Below are 18,403 nucleotides of genomic sequence, written 5' to 3' on the forward strand. Positions count from 1 at the left end.
ATGAACAGCAAGGTAATGCGTGTACGAAAAACTGATTACGACCGAGTAGTGCTAACTGAAACCTGCCCCTATGAAGTACCTATCATATTTGAGAACATCGGAATATATAATCTACTGAAGATCTCCGCTGGAAAAATAGCGGTCGAACATGACAAAACAAAATTCTTAATTGATAAAATAATAACAAAAGATCAGTCTGCCTATACAATCCCTATGCCATATAAGATCAGAAAAGACAGCGAGTCATTTAGGGAACTTTCGCTGTTACATCCAGCGTCGCAAAATGAAATAGTCAGCTTTTACAAAGAATTTCAATACAAAATAATAAATTTATGCTGCCTCAGTGACTTCAGCATTAGAGCGCCAAAAAAAATCGCTAGCAAGTACTATAAGAAAAACAACATGGAGTGGGTTAACGAATATAAAAGCGACAAAATGGTAGATACTGAAAATGAGATGACTTACAAACATCTCACATCTTATTTCTCATATCACGGATATCGCAGGCTATATAATTTTTTTGACTCTTACGAATTCATGCGACTAGAAAGAAAATATTCCAATTTTTGGTCTTTAGATGTTAGCAAATGTTTCGACAGTATTTACACGGAATCTATAAATTGGTCGAACCAGGAGAAAGAGTTTTCTAAAAGCAACTCCGATGTTAAGAACACATTTGGATCTGTTTTCAACAGACTAATGAAAACATCAAACCATAACGACTCTTCTGGCATATTGATTGGCCCAGAAGTAAGTAGGATTTTTTCAGAAATAATTTTCCAAAAAATTGATAGCGATATCAAAAATACGCTCAGAGAAAAAAAACTCGAATCTGGCGATCAGTATGAAATAAGACGGTATGTGGATGATATATATGTATTCTCGATGAGCGATCAGCACTCCATGGCAGTCCATGAGGCAATCGACACAAACATCAAAAAATACAAACTAAGCTTAAACAAATCTAAGACTGTAAAGGTCAGAAGACCCTTTGTAACAAAGAAAACACAAACAATGCTAGAAATTAAAGCTAGATTAAAATTTCTAGAAGAGAAATTAGTAGAAAAAAATGACGAAAAGATAAGGCTTTACCCTAAGCGCCTTATGAAGAAAAAGCACATTGTGATTTCATTTGCCAATGAGATAAAGTCACTCTGCTTAGATGACGCTTCGTCGTATACCATGGCTTGCAACTTTTTAATAAAAGCATTAACCAATATAGTAATTAAATTTTGCAAAAAGAACACCAAAAGAGAAATAGTCGCGAAGGATATGGCCTTATTCTCCGATTTCTTTATTGTCATTATAGATCTTCTATTTCACTTCTTCACTGTAAACCCTAGTCACTCGGGCGCAATACAACTTTGCAAGATGACAACCATCTCATCTAAATTTTGTGACAGTTTAATTCCTGACGAGTCCCCACTGATAAAAAGTCAAATATTCAGTAGATGTCTAGACTTTTTCAAAAGCAGTGAGTTCTCCAAAATCTCTATACAACATTCACAAGAAACCTTACTTGAAACCCTTAATATGCTCATAGTTTCTAGCTGCTTGGGAGAAGACTACCTATTATCAACAAAAGATCTAAACTCTATAATTAATTTTAACTCTGGGAGAACACTAAGCTACTTCGAGATAATTGTAATACTTTACTATATTAAAGACAAAGAAATATACTCCACAATCCGCGCCCAGGTTATAACATCAATAAATAAAATCCTTAATGACTTGCAAGATATTAAATCCTCGACAAAAAAAGCTTACCTTTTCTTTGAAGCCACTACCTGCCCCTATATTGAAAAATCCTACAGAGTCGAGCTAGTGAAGCGAGCGTTGGAAAGCACAGGACTAGCTAGCCATCTAACAATAGGATATGACACCTTTTTAGTCACGGAAGATCTTGAACGGCTACGATTCTGTTCATCATGGGATCAAGCTGCGATGATGAGCCTGCTTGAGAAAAAAGAATTGCAGCAGGTTTATTGATGAAGCACAATAACGACGCGCTCGCTGGCTACATTTTCAAGCGGTTACACACGCCATGAAAAGAACGCTACTTTGGATTTATCAGAGTTAGCCCACCGCAAGGTGTCTACACACTACAGCCAGCGTAGTGCACCCTTAATTATTCACAGCTTCAGGTTAACGGTGAATAATCATTAGTTAGCATCGCTTGCGGATCTTACCAAAACTTTGCATAGTTGAGCTCGTAACAAATCACTATGTATGCTTTAAAAGGTCAGCGCAACCATTGATTTTATGGCTTTTGTGTTATTAAGAGTTATCTAGTGGCCATTAGGTCACGCCCCGGCACTGGCCAATAATAGCTGTTTAAGGTCCTATACGAACGGTAGGAAATTCCACAAATTTGCCACACTCACCCCGCTAACCGTGGCGAAAACCCGCTAACCCCAGCTAACGTATTGGTTCTAAACGTCGACTTTTAGGACTTCGAAGGCAGGGGTCGTGGGTTCGAATCCCGCCTGGTGCGCCATCTTTTCTTTGATTGATCGTTTTTTAAGAAAACGATTCTTCAATCCGCTTCAAATCCTGCGTACCCCAAAACCTCAATCACCTGCACTTGAAGTGGCCGATGAGTGCTGCCTGAAAAACTCGTTTCTGCCCAGCTTCCTTGCACATGCCCGTCTTATCGCTGCCAGACGGGCTCAGCACGCAGTGCGAATGTCTAGAAATGTCTAGCTAATGAGTGTTAGACATTTTCCGTCATCCATTTAAAACACCACTAAGCCATTGATTTATAAAGACTAAAAACCATTCTCCAGGCTGACTGAGAACCTGCTGAATGTCTAAGAGCACGGCTTATTCGTCTAAATCTATCTTTTCAATCAAATGAGTTTTCGCCATACCACCGGACATTCTTTGCCTGCGCCAAAAACTCGCCCTAGGCTCGGAAAATGTCTACCCATCAGACTTTAGACATTTGCCAAAGCTTACCCTTGGGTTCGATAACCCCTTGTTTCTTCAAGGCTTGCAGCAGGTTCTTGATCTTATGAGCTTTCTGCTGACTGTTTAAAACATCCGGCAGTTTGTCTACGAGCAGCTTATCGATATCAGCGCGTTTGGCCGTGCCGAATTTCTCGATCAACTGACTGATCAAGCGTTTGTAATGCTCATCATCGAAGCCACGATTGAGGATGTACTGCGCCTTGTCATCGCTATGCCGCGCAACTTGGGCGGAGATATGGAAATTAGGTTTTCGCCCCTCGATCAGCCCCTGCGCCTTGAGGTGACGAACTTGCGCATCGCTCAGTGATTTCTGTTTCTGCACGCGGTCCAGCAGGATGATGTCGTCCAGCGCAAGATTAGGCAGCTCGGCCAGCTTGCGCGCATAACTGATATTCAAAACACGCCCAGTGATTGTCACCTGCACGCGGTTTTGCTCCAGTTGGTATTCCGGCAGTGGGAAGAAACGGTTCTTCTGAATCATAAACATCTTGCGGATGCCGCTGCCGATGGTATCGATCATGTTCAAGTTGACCATGGCATCGGTAAGGAAACGGTTGCGGTAGCGACTTTCCGGCGCGTCGGCCTGGATTACCTGCTCGACCGATCCGGGAATAAAAGCTCCGGGATTGTTAAAGCAAAGCCGGCCGTCTTCGAACTCCACCACCGAGACCTTGCCACCCAGCTCGTAGTCTTGATGGGCAATAGCATTATTCAGGGCTTCGCGAATGATAAAAGGGTCGTACTGGTCGACCTCCTCGGGGAACAGCGAGCCTTCCGACATATAGCGGTATTTCAGGTTGCGGATCTTGCGGTAAAGCTCATTGGCGCTGACCAGCAGCGGGCAGGAAAAGTGCTGGTAGTCGCGCTCCAGGCCGTCGCGGTCCTTGAGAATCCAGCTCAGAGTGGGCGACGCAGGATTAACTCTGTGCGCCGCCTCCGGCTTACCCAGCAGCAGAATAGCGGTACGGGTAATGCTCCCCTGAATGGTCAGCTTGGCCTTATTGAGAAATGCCTCGTCACTCCAAGTTGGCAGTTCAGCCGCTCTCTTGGGGTGCTTGGTGGCGTATTCGCGGCGAGCCAAAGCGATAGCCTCGGCACTCAAATCATCCAGACTTGCGCCGGGACAAATGCCCGCACTCCAGTCTTGCAGACGATTCTGACCACGGATGCGTTCTATCTCATCAAGCGACAGCGGCCCGAGGGATTCGCCGTCGCGGCCGTAGTAATGCCCTTCCCACGTCACCGGCAGACCTTGAGGGGCAGCAGGAATCTCGAGCAACAACACGCGGCCATCTGCATGTTGAACGGTGTAAATGTCGATAAAGGTGAGCCGCTGGCTGACCTTGTCGGCCACTTCCTTCTTTAGCGACTGCAGGTCCTTGAACGCCAAGCGAAACTGTGTGCCCACTACACGCTGATTATCCTTTACACCAAGCACCAGCCAGGCACTCTGCACGCCCTTCAGGTTGGCCTCGTTACTCAGGGCGCAGAAGTATTTACCGAGCTTGGCGAAGTCATAGCTGTTCTTGGCCTCCTTAAACTCCACCACCTCACTTTCACCGTTGCCCTCAAGCAAACGCTGCAGTTGCTGCTGGGCATCCATCACGCCACCTCCCTGTCCGGAGCACCGCCACCACCACGCCCAGCACCAGGACCTGGTCGATAACTGAGCGATTGTTTACGAGTCAAGGAACGCATCTTAACCAATGCAGCCGCGCTTTGGGCGGTAGAGATAAAGCAAAGGGTTTCCCGTCTCTTTCTGGACTTGGTTACGGTGCGTGCTTGCATTTAGAGGCACTCAGCAACGATCAAAATGCCTATGCCGCATTGCCCTCCAAAGGCAGGGGTCGTTGGTTCTAGCCCCGCCTGTTACCCAATAGCAATCTAGATCTATCTCAGACAGTCTACGAATCACTTCAAAAAGCACGCTCTGAGCGCAATCTGATCACTTTAGCGATATCTACCTCTGTTGGAGCACGTGAATAACCCTTCCCAAACAGCCTGCCCAACCGGGTCGTCGTTTCGTTTATTGCGATTTTCGTTTATTTCGAATATACAGTTTTTATTGACTGCTCATCTGCAGCCATAAAAGCAGCTCAATGAACACTTTTGGAGTTAACCATGACCACCGTCGACCTCACTCGCACCCTTCTCCCTGATGAGAAGGAAATTGCCGCGGCCGCGGCGTCTAGCCGCCAGTTAGCCGCCTTCCTCACCTCAAAACTTGAAACACAACGTATTGAGTTAGTTGACGAATCGCAGCAGCGCGAAGTCGTAGAATTGCCCACATTCGCCCTTCGCTTGCTGGGTGAAATTTTAAGCGAACTCGCACTGGGTAACGCCGTGAAGGTCGTGCCGATTCATGCAGAACTGACAACCCAAGAAGGCGCAGACATGCTCAACGTTTCACGTCCTCATTTGGTAAAACTGTTGGATAACGGCGTATTACCCCACACCAAAACCGGAAGGCATCGCAGAATCAAGTTCACAGATCTGATGGCCTACAAAGAACAGCGTGACCGTGCCAGCCGTGATGCCATGGATGAACTGGCCGCCCAAGCCCAGGCGTTAGGGATGGGGTACGAATGAGGCATGCCATGCCTGGATATCTCCGCATCCTTAGTACTTGTTAGAAAACCTGCGGAGCCGCCGCAGGCTGCGATCTTTTGAGCTACGGCTCAGCCGACTCAACCCCCGAATCGGCCGCTTCCAACACACCCCCTTCCTTGTCAGCCGGAGCCGGTAGCTCCAGTACGTTTGTGCGCGTCAGGTACGGTACTTTGCCGGAAGGCACCAGGGTGGCGGCGGCTTCCAGGTGGATGTCTTGATCGTCGAAGAAGATGTGCGGGTTGAAGGCGGTGAGTACTTTGGCTTTGCCGACGCCGCCGAGGAAGAAGGCTTCGTCGACGTAGACGCCCCAAGCGCGCAGGGTGTTGATGACGCGCATTTCTGAGGGGGAATTGCGCGCAGTCACGATGGCGATTCGGATGGGGGAGTCTTTGCTGCCTGTGGGCAGGCGTTCTTGCAGGCTGGCCAGTTTTTTTAACAGGCTGGCGTAGGGCCCTTCTTCCATGGGGGTGTGTTGCAGCGCATCTTCTTGCGCCTGGAAGGCGACCAAACCTTTGGTTTTGTAGACCAGTTCGCTGGCGTCGGAGAACAGGACGGCGTCGCCGTCGAAGGCGATGCGCACTTGGCCTTCGGGGATTTGCGGGGCGTTGGCCGGGGGTGCGGTGAGGATCGCTGCGGCGCATTGTCTGGAGTCGATGACCTTTTGCGCATCTTCGACGTTGGTGGTCAAAAACAGGTCCACATCGAAGGCGTCGATGTAATCAGCCACTGACTCGCCGCCGGTGAAGGCCGAGCGGGTGATTGCCAGTTGGTCGTGACGAATGGTTTTGAGCACGCGGATGCCGGTGTCCGGGCTGTTACGGGACATGACCACCACTTCGACCAGCGGGGCTTGGTCGTCGCTTTTGCGATGCTGGTTCAGGTCCAGCAGGGCTTTGACCAGGTAGTACCCCGTACCGGGCTTCAGCAGTTCGTTTTCACGCTCTTGCATGTAGCGGCGGTAGTTGGGGATCGCGCTCTCAGGGTCGGTTTCGAGGCCTTCCTTGAACATTTGGTCAGACTCGCTCATGTCGAACAGCGCGGTAGCGGAAATACCGACGACCAAGGTGTTGCTCAAATCAAATGCCATGGGGACTTCCTTAATACCGCTGCGCGCTTGCTGAGGCTGCGAGGATAGTCGATTTAGTGCTGTTCATCTGTAGGAGCGAGCTTGTCTCGCGATCTTTTGATCGTTTAAAAGATCGCGAGGCAAGCTCGCTCCTACAGATTGGTGGGGTGGGTTAGAGGTCGTGCAGGCACAGGTCGTCGATGACGGCTTTGCCCATGTCGCACAGGTAGTGCGAGGCCCAGGCATGGCGTTCGCCGTCGTGTTCCAGGGCAGCATCAAGGGCCAGTTTTTTGGCGCAGAACAGTAAGGCTGAGACTTGTTCCAACGCTTGGCGCAGCGGGATATCCGGGTTTACACGAAAGAGCTGATGGTCGTCTGCGCCGCAAGGGCCGAAGGTCACGACGCCAAGGGTTTTGATCGGGGAAGAGGTGGTCATTGGATAAGTTCCTAATTGGGTTGATGACTGTCTCTTTTGTTTCCAGGCAAAAGGCGACAGCCGTACGCAGGCTGGAAAACCGGGACAATTAGGAAACCCGGCAGGTCCGAAGACCTCCCGCGCACAGCCGTCATAACATGAAGACTGACGCACAAAGCCGCCAACTCCCTAAAGGGTGAGTGGCGCTCAAGCGCGTAATTGTTACCCGGGTTTCCAGGCCCGACCACTGTTTATTTCAGTGACGGTGCACAGTACCTCTGCCTTCAACGTCAAGAAGCCATCCATTGCTGCACTTCACGTAGGAGCGTGCGCTTTTCTGTGCCCGCCTCTCAAACTGCGCACTGTAAAAATCCTTCAAGCCTAAGTCTCTCGACCTACACACATTGCCGACCAAGCTGATTTCGGCTGCATTTTGATGCCGATACCGTGCGCCGCTCTCCTACTGGAAGGCGCCCTATGAGCAGCAAGCAAGGTGTGACGCAAACACTAAGGCGTGTGGGTGGCGATGGCGGCCAAGGGGCTTCGTATTTTGATGACATGACCCCGGCCGAACTCAAAGAGCGTGACGCCGGGATCAAGGCCTACGAGGCCATTCAGGCCCGGCAAGAGGCCTACATGGCGCGCCGCCAAACTGAAGCGGCCGCTCAGCAAAGCCAACAGAAACCTGAGCGGCGGGGCTGTGTGTTCGCCAAGTGCAGCAAGCTGCCCGATGCCGTTATCAACTACTCAGACCCGGCGGGTTTCGTGCCGGTTGATAGCCTGAGTGACTACGGCAATTTTGCGATTTTGGGTGGGTCTCAGACCGACAGTTCCGGGTTAGTGCCACTGGCCTTAATCAGTGGCGCGGTACCAGCGGGTATCGGTGGTTTGGCCTTGGGCGGCACCGCCACTGGAGGCGTTGCCGCCGTTGGCGGAACGATGATTGCCAGCACGTTGCTGGGCGTGCTCGCCTTTTTATGGCCGTCTTCACTGGCTGACAGCGCCCTGTACACCGAAGACCAACTGCGCTCACTCAAGCAGGCCCGCACCCGCATGCGCCTGCAGGTTGAGCAGCAGGCTGATGGATCGCTCAAGGGCTATGGCTTTTACACCGGCTCAACACCCGAATGGGAAATGATCGACGTCATCCAGTTCACCCCGCGCGGCTCGCAGCAGGTGGCGGACTTTGGTGATGGTGTGGAGTTGATCTGGACGCCCGCGATAAACCCTCAGGACACACTCGGGATTCCACCGTTGAAAGGTGCGCCGCACACGCCGCAGATATGGATCTACCCGCCGACAAAAGCCGCTGACGCGCTGATCGTTAATCCGATTTATCCACCGGACTACAAAGACTTCATTTTGGTATTCCCGGCTGACTCGGGTGTGGCGCCGCTTTATGTTGTGTTGAATGTGCCGGGGCATGGGTATCACCCAGCGCCCAATGCTTTGCCCGCTTATCCAGATGCCAAAGTTGCACCGGCCAAGACTTTTAAAAGCGGCGGCATGAAGCGTAAACGCTGGAAAGTTTCAGACGGCAGAATACTTGAATGGGATTACCAGCACGGCGCGGTAGAAATGTACGACAAACGCGGCAATCACTTGGGGGAGTTCAATGCAAACACCGGTGAACAAACGAAACCCGCCAAACCCACCAGGAAAGTAGAACCATGAACCATTCTGTTTTGATTTTCGACAAGACCACAGAAGAGCTAATAAACGAAGTGCCTATCCCTGGCGAGCATGCTGAACAGCTCAAAGCGCTCATGGGATGGGCTTCGGATGAAGAAGCAATCTATGAGTACGACCTCACCCCAGCGCAAGTGCGGACTATCCAAACATGGGTAGAGAGCACACTGGAAACCCCGAACGGCCTCTATCAGTTGTCTTGCTCAGCGTAAAAACTGTAGGAGCGAGCTTGCTCGCGATCTTTTGAAGGTCAAAAGATCGCAGCCTTCGGCAGCTCCTACGCGGTGAGGGGTTAGGTGAATAGTTTGCTCAGGCAGGTGAGTTTTTTCTTGTAGGAACGACGGGCTTCGAGGGCTTGGTCGAGGGTGACGCTGACGAAGCGGGCCTTTTGGTTGGGTTGCATTTGGCCGATCAGGTCGAGGTCGGCGCTGATGACGGTGCCGATCATGGCGTAGCCGCCACCCGAGACGGCGTCGCGGTGCAAAACGATGGGTTCAAGCCCGGCAGGGACCTGGATCGAGCCAATCGGGTAGCAGCTGTCGACAATGTTGGACGGGTCGGAACCGGCGCCAAACGGTTGCTCGCGTGGCTGGAAGCTCAAGGCGCTGCCACCCTTGAAGCGGTAGCCAATGCGGTCGGCCTCGGAGCCGACGGTCCAGGGTTCGGCGAAGAAGCTGTGCGCGGCCGCTTCGCTGAGGCGCTCGTAGTACAGGCCCGGGACGACCCGCAGGGTGATTTCGCCACCAATGGCCTGGCGCAAAGCCATGGGCAAGCTGGCACCCGCGCGGCCTTTGCCGCTGGCAATGCCCACAGGCAGTTCGTCGCCCGCCACCAACCGCCGACCGTTGAAGCCGCCCAACCCGCCAAGGGCATAGGTGGAGCGGCTGCCGAGCACAACCGGCACGTCGATACCACCCGCCACCGCCAGGTACATGCGGGCGCCCGCCTTCGGAAAGTCAAAGCGCAGCACTTGCCCGGCCTTCACCGAGAACGCGGTGTCGGGGTGCATTTCTACACCGTCGAGCCGGGGGGTCATGTGGGCGCCGCTGACCGCGACCAGCGCGTCTTGCTGGAACTCGAGTTCCGGCCCCAGCAGCGTGCATTCCAGCGCCGCTGCACCGGCCGGGTTGCCCACTAACTGGTTGGCGGCGCTCAAGGCGTATTGGTCGAGCGCGCCGGATGGCGGGATGCCCAAGTGGTAGTAGCCTTCGCGGCCCAAGTCTTGAACCGAGGTGGCGAGTCCGGGTTTGAGTACTTTGATCATGCCAGCACCTGCGACAAAGACTGTGGATAGCCAACCGGGTCGGCCAGAAACGCGTCCAGCGAGAACTCCACCGGCCGGATCCGCAAATCGAAACGCCCGGCGTCGACCTCGGCCACGGCGTGGTCGTAGTCTTCGCGGCTCATCGGTTTGAATTGCACGATGTCACCGGGGCGGAAGAACACCATGTGTTCCTTGAGGTAGGCGAGGTTCTGCTGCGGGTCGTAGATCGGCGCCGGGGTGACGCCAAACATTTGGTAGCCGCCCGCGCCGCGTACCGAGTAAATGCAGCCAAAACAACCGCCGTGGCCGAGGGTCAATTTGGGCGTGTCGGTGCGCGGCCGCAGGTATTTTGGCACCTGCAATTGCCGCTCGCGCTCCACCATCTGGAACATGAACGGCAGCCCGGCAACAAAGCCGACCATGGAGACAAACCAAGGCGCACCGCTGTGGGCTTCGATGAAGGCCTCGACATCGGCCAGTCCATTGATGCGGGCGGCGTATTCCAGGTCCGTGGCGCTCGGGTCTTGGTGACGATCGCGAAAACGCATCAGGGTTTCGTGGGTCCACGGGTCGTTGTAAAGCACCGGGATTTCGATGATGCGGGTGTGCAACGAGCGCTCGGCGACGGCCCCTGCTTCGGCGCTTTTTACGGCGTCGAGAAGCGTTTGAGGAGCGATGCGGTCCGGGTCAAAACGGATCTGGAATGAAGCGTTGGCCAGGCACACATCAAGCACGCCATCGAGGGCCATGTGCTCCACGGCGCGGGTGACGGCCATGCCTTTGAAGAAGGCCTCCAAGGACATGCTGTCGCTGACTTCGGCAAACAAATGCTCGTCCGCGCCGAAGCTGTAGCGGATTGGGGTATTCATGCGTCACCTCCACCAGAGTGCTCAGCCAACCAGGTTTCCAAGGTGCCGGTGTTGAAGTCCGCGCTGTGCAGCCACGGCTGTTTCAACAACTGGCCATGCAACGACAAGGTGCTGGCCATGCCGGTCAATTGAGTCTGCGCTACCGCGCTTGATGCCCGGGCCAAGGCTTGCGAACGGTCAGCGCCGTGCACAATCAATTTGGCCAGCAACGAGTCGTAGTACGGCGGCACACGGTAGCCTTGATACAGGTGCGTGTCGACGCGAACGCCCTCACCCTGCGGCCAGACCAACGCCTCGACCACGCCGGGGCTGGGGAAGAAATTGCGCGCCGGGTCTTCGGCATTCAGGCGCATTTGCACGGCGGCGCCATTGAGGCGGATATCGCTTTGCTGCAAGCCCAACGGCTCGCCAGCAGCAATGCGCAACATGGCCTGGACCAGGTCGATGCCAGTGATCAATTCACTGACCGGGTGTTCGACCTGAATCCGCGTGTTCATCTCGATAAAGAAGAACTCACCTGTCTCATCGTCGTACAGGTATTCCAGCGTGCCAGCGCCCTTGTAGCCCAGCGACTCGGCCAAGCGTACGGCGCTCTCGCAAAGGGTTTCGCGCTGTTGCTGAGTGAGGACCGGCGACGGCGCCTCTTCAAAAACTTTTTGCCGACGACGCTGCAACGAGCACTCGCGTTCAAACAAATGCACGGCGCGCTGACCGTCGCCCAGTATCTGGACTTCGATGTGCCGCGCCTTGCCGATAAAACGCTCCAGATACACCGCGCCATTGCCGAACGCGGTCTGCGCTTCACGCTGGGCGCGCGGGAATTCTTCGCTCAGTTGCTGGGCGCTTTGTGCCAGGCGAATCCCGCGCCCGCCGCCACCGGCCGATGCTTTGATCAGCAAGGGATAGCCCACAGACTCAGCGGCCTTGAGCGCGGACTCGACGTCGAACAGCTCATCCGCAGAGCCCGGCACCACGGGCACGCCTGCGGCCTGCGCGGTGCGGCGGGCCTCGGCTTTGTCACCCATACGGCGAATGGTGTCGGGGCTCGGGCCGACAAAAATCGCCCCGGCGGCGAGCACGGCTTCGGCGAAGTCGGCGTTCTCGGACAAGAAGCCATAACCCGGATGCACCGCGTTGGCGCCGGTGGCTGTCAGCGCGCCGATCAAGGCCTCGATGTTCAGGTAGCTTTTATCGGCGCGGGCCGGGCCGAGGATGTGGACTTCATCGGCCATGCGCGCAGCTTGGGAGTCGACGTCGGCTTCGCTGCACGCGGCCACGGTGGGAATCCCCAACGCCTGGGCGGCGCGAATAATCCGCACGGCGATCTCGCCACGGTTGGCGATCAGTAATTTATGAATGCCTTGGGTCATGGTCACGCCCTTACTCGTGGTCGAGCGTTGCAATGACCTGGCCCGGCTCGATCGGGTCGCCGTCTTCAACCAGGAAGGCGCTGACCCGACCGGCTGCCCCGGCGGTCAATTCAGAAAACTGCTTCATGACTTCAATCAAGCCAATGACCGTGTCGGCAGTGACCTGCGCGCCCACTTCAACAAAGTTGTCCGAGTCCGGTGAAGCTTTGCGGTAGAACGTGCCCGGCAATGGGGTGATGACGGTGTGTTCGGCCATGTCTGTTCCTCTTGGAATAGTTGTAGAAAGGCAGGCAAAAAATGAATCGATGCGTAAACCCTGGTTTCTGGCGCCAGGTGTTCAGGGATTAACGTGGCGCGCGCACCTTGAGCCCGGCACCGTCCAGTGCGCCGCGCACCGCTTGGGCCAAAGCGAGTGCGCCCGGCGTGTCGCTGTGCAAGCAGATGGAGTCGAACTCGATGGCCAGGTCTTCGCCTTCGACGGTGCGCACCACGCCCTCCTGACAGGCACGCAACGCACGCTCGGCAACGTGGGCCGGGTCGTAAGCGCGCACATTGCGGGTAAACACGATGGAGCCGCTGAGGTCGTACTCGCGGTCGGCATAAAACTCGCGAACCACCGGCTGGCCCAGCGCTTGCGCGATGCGGCAGATCACCGAACCCGGCATGCAAAACAGCAGCAGTTCTGGCTCCAGACGTTGCAGGTTCTCGACCAGCAAGCGCGCCGCTTCTTCGTCGCGGGCCAAGTGCATGTAGAGCGCGCCGTGGGGCTTGATGTGTTGCAGCGCAACGCCTTGAACACGCGCCAGCTCACGCAGGGCGCCGAGTTGGTAAAGGATGTCGTCGACCAGTTCCTGGGCCGGGGCATTGATGTGGCGACGGCCAAAACCGACCAGGTCGCGAAAGCCCGGGTGTGCGCCAATGGCCACGCCCAGTCGCTTGGCTTGTTCGATGGTGCGGCGCATGGTGCTCGGGTCACCGGCATGAAAACCGGTGGCGATATTGGCCGAGCTGATGAAGGCCATCAGTTCGGTGTCGACGCCATCGCCGATGGTCCACGGGCCGAAGCCCTCGCCCATGTCGGAGTTGAAATCTACGGTGTGCATGGGTGCTGCTCCTGGTGCTGATGACTGCATGCAAACTACGTTAGAGTGCTGCCAACCCCGTGGAAAGATCTATTAATAGATAGGATGCCTTCTGAAAAACAGATAGATGTCCTATGGAGAGCCCATGTCACTGACCCTGCGCCAAGTCCGCTATTTCGTCGCCACCGCCGAGATTGGGCAAATCTCTCAGGCGGCGATTTATTTGAATATTTCCCAGTCGGCGGTGACCACAGCGATCAAGGAGCTGGAAAGCACTGTCGGCACGCTGTTATTCCAGCGCTCGGTTCAGGGCATGACCTTGACCGAGGCCGGGCGGCATTTTCTGAACCGCGCCTACGTGATTTTGCGCAGTGTGGATGACGCCTTGAACAGCCCACTGCCGGACATCCGCGCCAGCGGCGTGTTGCGCTTGGCGGCGAGCTACACGGTGATTGGTTATTTTTTGCCGCACCATTTGCAGCGCCTTGAACACTGGCACCCGGACGTCACCATCGAGGTCCATGAACAAGAACGCACGGCGATCGAGCAAGGGTTGCTGGAAGGCCGTTTCGACATGGCGGTGGTGCTGACGGCGAACCTGACGCACCCGGACATAATCTCCGAAACACTCTTCAACTCTGAGCGCCGGTTGTGGCTGCCCAGCCATCACCCGCTGTGCGAGCGCTCGGCCGTGAGCTTGGCCGACGTCGCCAAAGAGCCCTACATTTTGCTCACCGTGGATGAAGCAGAACAGAGTGCGATGCGCTATTGGGAACAGAGCCACCAACAGCCCAACGTGCGGGTGCGCACCAGTTCTGTTGAAGCGGTGCGCAGCATGGTTGCCAATGGCAGCGGCGTGGCGATCCTGTCGGACCTGGTGCACCGGCCATGGTCACTGGAAGGCAAACGCATTGAAACCGTGACCGTCACCGACGCCGTGACGCCCATGAGCGTGGGGTTGGCGTGGCATCGCGAGCGCGACTTGAGCCCGGCGATGCAGGCGTTTCGTACGTACTTCCACGACGCCTTTTTGGCCCCGCAGCAGATATCGGCGCGGCGCTGATGCGGTGGTTGATTTAGGAGCCCCCCTCACCCTAACCCTCTCCCGAAGGAGAGGGAACTGATTGGGGGGATGCTGTCGATTATCGGCGGCCTGCTTGATGCGCGACAGCGCGGCATCGAAGACGGGGATGAAGATTAGAACTGGTATTCGACGCTGCCTTGCAGGGTTCGCCCACGGCCCAGGGTGAAGGCCAGTACGTCGCCCAGCGGGACGAGGTAGGCGCGGTCGGTGACGTTTTCCATGGCGACACGCAGGTTTAACTGGTCGTTGACCCGGTAGCTGCCGTACAGGTCGTAGACGGTGTAGGGCTTCCAGTCTGCCGGGTAGACGCCGCCCTGGGAGACGGTCACGTCCGGGCCGCCGGCGATGGAGTAGCCGCCGCTGTAGCGGGCGCGGGCGCCGATATCCAGTTTGCGCTCGAAGAAGCGCGCGCCCAGGGTGAGGGTGCCGCGGTCCATCGGCATGTGTTCGGCGGAACCGAGGATGGCGCCGCAATGCGAGGAGCCGTTGGCGATGTCATCAGGGACCATTGCATCTACTGGCTGACGGCTGCCGGGTTTTTTGACGATTTTGGTGACGCCGCCCAGCCAGGCGGTTTTGCTGCAGTAGTCGTTGGTGCCGATCATGTGGGTGTAGTTGAACTGGCCATAGGCGCGGCCCGCGTCGTAGTCCAACTGGTACTCAATGCCCTTGAAGCGGGTTTCTTTGAGGTTGTTGACGTAGGCGCTGTTACCCAGGCTGGCCATGCCATAACCCGGCTTTTGCAAGGCCATGTTCATGAAGATGAAGTCGTCGACCCGGGTGTCAAAGTACGACACTTTGGCGCCTATACGGTCGCCGTCCAGGAACAGGCTGTCTTTGAATACGTTGACGCCCACTTCCCAGGTGGTCGAGGTCTCTGGCTTGAGGAACGGGTTGGGGTAGGTGAATTCTGCACCCCCGCCATGGGGCCGCCCGCTGATCAGGGTTTCGGTCACGGCCGGTGGGCGCCAGCCCTTACCGTAAGTGGCGAACAGTTGCATCCAGTCCAGGCCCGGCTTGACCGATAGGCCGAAGGTGGGCGAGAAGCGGCCTTGCTCTTCGTCAACATCGTAGTGCACCGACTCGCCGATCTGCTTGGTGGTGCCAATCACGAACGTGCGGGTTTCAAGGCCGGTTTTGCCGCGCAGCCGGTAACGGTCGTAGCGCAAGCCCGCGTTCACGTTGAACCAGTCGTCGTAGTCGTAATCCAGACGCGTGAACAGGCTGGCCACGCCACGATCGCCCTTGGGTGTCATGTTTTCTGAGTCCGGGGTATCGAGCACGGCGCCTTCAGCCACGGCTTGGGTCGAGTTGGGGCGCACTTTGTCGTAGAAGAACTCCAGCCCGTAGTTGGCTTTGATGATGGAGCGTTCACCCAGTGCAAACAGCGAGGTGTTCTGCGCTTGCAGGCCGTAGGTGTCGGTCTGGTAGGTGACCTTGTAAGCCGGGCTGATGCCGCGCGCCAGGGTGCTCTGTTGGTTGCGGTTGTCGACGTGGTAGACCTTGGCCTTGAAGTCGATCAGCGGGTTTTCCGGCGTGTAGCTGTAGTCCAGCGCCAGGTTCTGCGCCCTGACGCTGTTGCTGCCGAGTTTGTCCCAGAGGTCGGCCTTCTCGACGTTCATCATGTTGGCGTCGGTGTAGTTGACGTTGGTCACCAGGTAGCTGAGTTGCAAGCGCTGGTCTTGTGGCAGGTTGAGGCCGAGTTTGATCAGCCGTGAGCGCATCACCGAGCCTGAGTATTCCACCGGGGAGTTTTTGAGCCGGGTGGCGTTTTCCGGGTGGGTGGCAGAGCCTGTGCGCAGTTCGCCGATGGAGCTTTTGGTGCCGGGGTCATAGTCGCCCAGATGGCGCTCGCTTGCGGCCACCAGCATGTCCCAGACTTCGCCGCCGATGGCAAAGGCCGAGCTGCCAATAAAGTGGGTGCCATTGCCCAGCCCGCCCAGGCCTGTGGTAGCGCGGATACGGCCGCCGATTTCTTTGCCATCGGTAAGCAGGTCCGACGCGTCGAGGGTGCGGAAGTTGGCAATACCGCCAATTACGCCCGCGCCGCCCATGGTGGACGTGGCGCCCTTTTCAATCACGACCTCGGAGAGCAAATCGGGGTCGACATACAGCGTGCCGTTACGTTGCTGGTGGCCGCTTTGTTGATAGTTCTGGCGCATGCCGTCGACCGACATGTTGACCCGGCCATAGTCCTGAATGCCGCGAATGTTGACGGACAAACCGGGGTCTTGCTGACTGACCGCCGAGTACACGCCGGTGGTTTCTTCGAGCATGTCGGCGGCGTGGCGTGGCGGGTTGCGGTCCAGTTGTTCGCGGCTGACCACGTTGACCGAACGCGGCGCCTGGTAGACCCAGTCCCCGGGGTGCGCGGCGTTGACTTGGGTGGCCGACAAGCTCAGCACATTGCCTTCGTGCACCGGCAATTGGAACAACTGCACGGACGGGCGTTTGCTGCCTTGGGCCTGGTTGTGTTCGAAGCGGATGCCGCTGCCGTCGAGCAACTGGCTCAGGGCCGCGGCGATGCTGTAGTTGCCCTGCACGGCGTGGCCCGTGCGGCCTTGCAGCTGTGCGTCGCCGACCAGCAGATCGATCCCGGCTTGAGCGGCCAAGGCGTAGATGGCGGTGTCCAGTGGCTGAGCGGGCACGTTGAACGGACGAACGCTGTCGAGCGTGGCCACCTTGCCCGGCGCCCCCGTTGCCGTGCTTTGCTGAGCGGCCACCTGGCCTGTCGATACCGCGCCAAGCAGCATGATGGCCATGCCTATAGCCCGTCCCAGACGACTGGGGATCGGTCGTTCTACGTTCATCCTTAACCACTCCTTGAATGCTAATGAATTGCATCTGCATTAGCATTGACGGATGGTCGCACACCCTAGGTAAAAATAATTTCCAGCCCGTGGTCGGGGCTTAATACAGCACGGTCACGCCTGCCAGTTGGGCGACCTGAAGCTGGCGTTCGGCTGCCAGGGTACGGATGGCGGCATCGAGGTTGTCGAGGTGGAACAAGCCGCTGACCGGGGTGTGCGCCTGCTCGCTGGCGACCAGTTTGAGCAGGCCGGGGCGGAAGTCCGAGAAGCGTTGCAGCACCTGATCGAGGGGCACATTGCGAAAAATCAGCACGCCCTGAGCCCAGTCGGCGCGCTGTGTCGGGTCGTCGTTGAGGGCGACGATGCCCTGGCCACGTTGGTAGCGGGCGGCCTGGCCTTCACTCAGCGCCAGCTCGCTCTGGGGCTGTTGCAGGCTGACGTTGACGCTGTGTTGCAGCACGCCGACCCAGGCGTTGTCGCTGTCTTGTCGTTGCACCAGAAAGCGCGTGCCCACTGCTTGGGTTCGGCCGCCGGAAGCTTCGACGACGAACGCACGTTTTTCTTCGCCTTGACGCGGCGCCGGGCTGAACAATGCCTCGCCCTGGATCAGCCGCACGCGGCGCTCATGGCCGTCGTAATCGACGTCCAGGGCGCTGCGCGAACTGAGCAACACTTGGCTGCCATCTGCGAGGGTCAAAGTGCGAACTTCGCCGGTGCCGGTGCGGTAATCGGCCATCAATGGGGCCAGGGTGTCGCGGCTGTTCACCGCCAGCATCACCACCAGCAGCACGCCAGCAACGCCCGCCCAGCGCACGGGCATGCGCGGCTCCCACGTGAACAAACCGCGCAGAAAACGCCGCACACGGGTGGCCCGCGCCACGGGTACGGGGGTGGCAAACAGCGGATTGGCGCGCAGGGTTTCAGCCATTTCCCAGAGCATTTCAGCGTCGGCCAGAGCATCGGCATGGGCCGGGTCGGCGTCCAGCCAACGCTCCAGCGCGTCCATTTGTTTCGCATCCAGCCGCTCCATGCGTTGGCGTACGGCCCAGTCAGCGGCCTGCTGGCGGATTCGCTCAGCAGTGGCGTCAGGCGTCATCACAGGATGTTCTCTTTTGTGGGCGTATAGGGAATATGACGGGCAAGGCGGCCACATCCGGTAAATAAACACGCATAC

General features: G+C 56.4%; 15 protein-coding genes. 5 read left to right on the forward strand and 10 right to left on the reverse strand.

The genetic code is table 11. From position 1 onward, the window contains the following. Nucleotides 1-1,989, forward strand: a complete 1,989-nt coding sequence (gene drt3b / locus ACJJU9_RS24305; protein WP_407729719.1) for an antiviral reverse transcriptase Drt3b — start codon at nt 1-3, stop codon at nt 1,987-1,989. A gap of 940 nt (nt 1,990-2,929) precedes the next feature. Here the strand turns inward: drt3b and ACJJU9_RS24310 are convergent. Continuing rightward, the gene (locus tag ACJJU9_RS24310; RefSeq protein WP_153334440.1) at nt 2,930-4,573 is read right to left on the reverse strand and encodes an RNA-binding domain-containing protein; all 1,644 of its coding nucleotides are present in this window, start codon (nt 4,571-4,573) and stop codon (nt 2,930-2,932) included. A 518-nt stretch (nt 4,574-5,091) separates the two neighbouring features. Here ACJJU9_RS24310 and ACJJU9_RS24315 point away from each other — a divergent pair. Then, a complete protein-coding gene (locus tag ACJJU9_RS24315) occupies nt 5,092-5,559 on the forward strand; it encodes a helix-turn-helix domain-containing protein (RefSeq protein ID WP_407729720.1) in 468 nt (155 codons plus the stop codon). 82 nt (nt 5,560-5,641) lie between these two features. Here the strand turns inward: ACJJU9_RS24315 and ACJJU9_RS24320 are convergent, their stop codons facing one another. Both ACJJU9_RS24320 and ACJJU9_RS24325 read right to left on the reverse strand, forming a co-directional pair. After that, a complete protein-coding gene (locus tag ACJJU9_RS24320; protein ID WP_407729721.1) occupies nt 5,642-6,667 on the reverse strand; it encodes a 5'-nucleotidase in 1,026 nt (341 codons plus the stop codon). Nucleotides 6,668-6,818: 151 nt separating this feature from the next. Beyond that, the gene (locus tag ACJJU9_RS24325; RefSeq protein ID WP_048390979.1) at nt 6,819-7,082 is read right to left on the reverse strand and encodes a DUF3077 domain-containing protein; all 264 of its coding nucleotides are present in this window, start codon (nt 7,080-7,082) and stop codon (nt 6,819-6,821) included. 456 nt (nt 7,083-7,538) lie between these two features. On the opposite strand from ACJJU9_RS24325, the gene ACJJU9_RS24330 reads away from it, so the two are divergent. Together ACJJU9_RS24330 and ACJJU9_RS24335 are read left to right on the forward strand one after the other, a co-directional pair. Continuing rightward, nucleotides 7,539-8,735: a colicin E3/pyocin S6 family cytotoxin gene (locus ACJJU9_RS24330; RefSeq protein ID WP_407729722.1), complete on the forward strand. Its 1,197-nt coding sequence runs from the start codon at nt 7,539-7,541 to the stop codon at nt 8,733-8,735. Next, a complete protein-coding gene (locus tag ACJJU9_RS24335; RefSeq protein WP_153375805.1) occupies nt 8,732-8,962 on the forward strand; it encodes a hypothetical protein in 231 nt (76 codons plus the stop codon). Before ACJJU9_RS24330 ends, ACJJU9_RS24335 begins: the two co-directional genes overlap by 4 nt. An 80-nt stretch (nt 8,963-9,042) precedes the next feature. Here the strand turns inward: ACJJU9_RS24335 and ACJJU9_RS24340 are convergent, their stop codons facing one another. The 5 genes from ACJJU9_RS24340 to ACJJU9_RS24360 form a co-directional block, all read right to left on the reverse strand. Then, complete coding sequence (locus ACJJU9_RS24340) at nt 9,043-10,014, reverse strand: biotin-dependent carboxyltransferase family protein (protein WP_331368039.1); 972 nt, start codon at nt 10,012-10,014, stop codon at nt 9,043-9,045. Next, entirely contained in the window at nt 10,011-10,883 is an 873-nt protein-coding gene (locus tag ACJJU9_RS24345) for an allophanate hydrolase subunit 1 (RefSeq protein WP_048390973.1), read from the reverse strand. The genes ACJJU9_RS24340 and ACJJU9_RS24345 overlap by 4 nt, the downstream gene beginning before the upstream one ends. Then, entirely contained in the window at nt 10,880-12,253 is a 1,374-nt protein-coding gene (locus ACJJU9_RS24350) for an acetyl-CoA carboxylase biotin carboxylase subunit (protein ID WP_407731031.1), read from the reverse strand. The genes ACJJU9_RS24345 and ACJJU9_RS24350 overlap by 4 nt, the downstream gene beginning before the upstream one ends. 10 nt (nt 12,254-12,263) lie before the next feature. Then, on the reverse strand, nt 12,264-12,509 hold the full coding sequence (locus tag ACJJU9_RS24355; protein ID WP_048366929.1) for an acetyl-CoA carboxylase: 246 nt from the start codon (nt 12,507-12,509) through the stop codon (nt 12,264-12,266). Between the two features lie 88 nt (nt 12,510-12,597). Then, on the reverse strand, nt 12,598-13,356 hold the full coding sequence (locus tag ACJJU9_RS24360; protein WP_331368038.1) for a 5-oxoprolinase subunit PxpA: 759 nt from the start codon (nt 13,354-13,356) through the stop codon (nt 12,598-12,600). Nucleotides 13,357-13,480: 124 nt separating this feature from the next. Between ACJJU9_RS24360 and ACJJU9_RS24365 the strand changes: the two genes are divergently transcribed. Further along, a complete protein-coding gene (locus ACJJU9_RS24365) occupies nt 13,481-14,398 on the forward strand; it encodes a LysR family transcriptional regulator (RefSeq protein WP_262126075.1) in 918 nt (305 codons plus the stop codon). A 134-nt stretch (nt 14,399-14,532) separates the two neighbouring features. Here the strand turns inward: ACJJU9_RS24365 and ACJJU9_RS24370 are convergent, their stop codons facing one another. Beyond that, a complete protein-coding gene (locus tag ACJJU9_RS24370) occupies nt 14,533-17,229 on the reverse strand; it encodes a TonB-dependent hemoglobin/transferrin/lactoferrin family receptor (protein WP_407729723.1) in 2,697 nt (898 codons plus the stop codon). A 100-nt stretch (nt 17,230-17,329) separates the two neighbouring features. After that, nucleotides 17,330-18,325, reverse strand: coding sequence for a FecR family protein (locus ACJJU9_RS24375; RefSeq protein WP_407731032.1), 996 nt, complete (start codon nt 18,323-18,325; stop codon nt 17,330-17,332). Between the last annotated feature and the right edge of the window lie 78 nt (nt 18,326-18,403).

The sequence above is a fragment of the Pseudomonas helleri genome (assembly GCF_045830615.1).
Classification (GTDB): domain Bacteria; phylum Pseudomonadota; class Gammaproteobacteria; order Pseudomonadales; family Pseudomonadaceae; genus Aquipseudomonas; species Aquipseudomonas helleri.

Coding starts and splice junctions, on each gene's coding strand:
- ACJJU9_RS24340 (WP_331368039.1), bottom strand. CDS start 10,014: ATGATCAAAGTACTCAAACCCGGACTCGCCACCTCGGTTCAAGACTTG.
- ACJJU9_RS24365 (WP_262126075.1), top strand. CDS start 13,481: ATGTCACTGACCCTGCGCCAAGTCCGCTATTTCGTCGCCACCGCCGAG.
- ACJJU9_RS24345 (WP_048390973.1), bottom strand. CDS start 10,883: ATGAATACCCCAATCCGCTACAGCTTCGGCGCGGACGAGCATTTGTTT.
- ACJJU9_RS24315 (WP_407729720.1), top strand. CDS start 5,092: ATGACCACCGTCGACCTCACTCGCACCCTTCTCCCTGATGAGAAGGAA.
- ACJJU9_RS24375 (WP_407731032.1), bottom strand. CDS start 18,325: ATGACGCCTGACGCCACTGCTGAGCGAATCCGCCAGCAGGCCGCTGAC.
- ACJJU9_RS24355 (WP_048366929.1), bottom strand. CDS start 12,509: ATGGCCGAACACACCGTCATCACCCCATTGCCGGGCACGTTCTACCGC.
- ACJJU9_RS24350 (WP_407731031.1), bottom strand. CDS start 12,253: ATGACCCAAGGCATTCATAAATTACTGATCGCCAACCGTGGCGAGATC.
- drt3b (WP_407729719.1), top strand. CDS start 1: ATGAACAGCAAGGTAATGCGTGTACGAAAAACTGATTACGACCGAGTA.
- ACJJU9_RS24330 (WP_407729722.1), top strand. CDS start 7,539: ATGAGCAGCAAGCAAGGTGTGACGCAAACACTAAGGCGTGTGGGTGGC.
- ACJJU9_RS24335 (WP_153375805.1), top strand. CDS start 8,732: ATGAACCATTCTGTTTTGATTTTCGACAAGACCACAGAAGAGCTAATA.
- ACJJU9_RS24310 (WP_153334440.1), bottom strand. CDS start 4,573: ATGGATGCCCAGCAGCAACTGCAGCGTTTGCTTGAGGGCAACGGTGAA.
- ACJJU9_RS24370 (WP_407729723.1), bottom strand. CDS start 17,229: ATGAACGTAGAACGACCGATCCCCAGTCGTCTGGGACGGGCTATAGGC.
- ACJJU9_RS24320 (WP_407729721.1), bottom strand. CDS start 6,667: ATGGCATTTGATTTGAGCAACACCTTGGTCGTCGGTATTTCCGCTACC.
- ACJJU9_RS24360 (WP_331368038.1), bottom strand. CDS start 13,356: ATGCACACCGTAGATTTCAACTCCGACATGGGCGAGGGCTTCGGCCCG.
- ACJJU9_RS24325 (WP_048390979.1), bottom strand. CDS start 7,082: ATGACCACCTCTTCCCCGATCAAAACCCTTGGCGTCGTGACCTTCGGC.